This window comes from Thalassobacterium maritimum, from assembly GCF_031127805.1.
GTDB lineage: Bacteria > Verrucomicrobiota > Verrucomicrobiia > Opitutales > Coraliomargaritaceae > Thalassobacterium > Thalassobacterium maritimum.
Genome location: NZ_JARXHW010000185.1, coordinates 1 through 761 on the forward strand (window position 1 = coordinate 1; position 761 = coordinate 761).

Below are 761 nucleotides of genomic sequence, written 5' to 3' on the forward strand. Positions count from 1 at the left end.
GACTCCTTCGATGATTATCTGATACGCTGTATCCTTCTTGAACTCTGCGGTATATTGTCGTCTTTTCATTATTTATGATCCTCGTCTTAAGAGAATCACTTGTCCACTTTTCTCAGGACACATCACTAGGACTTCTAACTCGTCAGGCGGGTTGCCTGTCCTCGTCGTTAGGGAAAAATATGAATAGAATAAAAGCCTCACTAGCATTAGTGCAAATTTTGTATTGTGGAGGAGCTATACTATTCTATACCACTGGATCAGCACTTGGTGTCTTGATTGGTGTCCTCGCTCTGTTCATGAGAACTATTGCGCCCGTCCCAGACAAAAGCAAAGAAACAGAATTTGGCTTATATTCGTTCTTGGGCTTAATCTGGGTTGTCACTTTGATCACATGGCTCGGAGATAAAGGAATGCATGAAGTTTTGGCATTAGCATTCGACGAACGCTTTACTCCTCTTCCATTCACACTTTTTGTAACATTTCTACTTGGAATGGTGATTAAAGAATGGATGTATCTATTGGATCTTAGTGAAGCTGAAATCGATCAGTATTACTCAAAGAAAACACAGCCCTAACCAGGCGAGACTGGACAATCCCATTAACGCGCTAGATATTCGATAGCACCTTAGACCACTAAACTTTACAGGCTGGGATTCCAGCTCTTCACGATCAGGGAATAAAATTGAAAAAGGAAATCCTATTAGACGTATTTTTTAACCGCTTATTACCGCTAATGACCGCTTATCTAACCCGACGCTAAA

The 761-nt window shown here is 41.0% G+C and carries 1 protein-coding gene; it reads left to right on the top strand.

Annotated features, from left to right (window positions below; genetic code table 11):
- Positions 1–179: 179 nt before the first annotated feature.
- Positions 180–575: a hypothetical protein gene (locus tag QEH52_RS19945; RefSeq protein ID WP_308952721.1), complete on the top strand. Its 396-nt coding sequence runs from the start codon at positions 180–182 to the stop codon at positions 573–575.
- Positions 576–761: the final 186 nt, after the last annotated feature.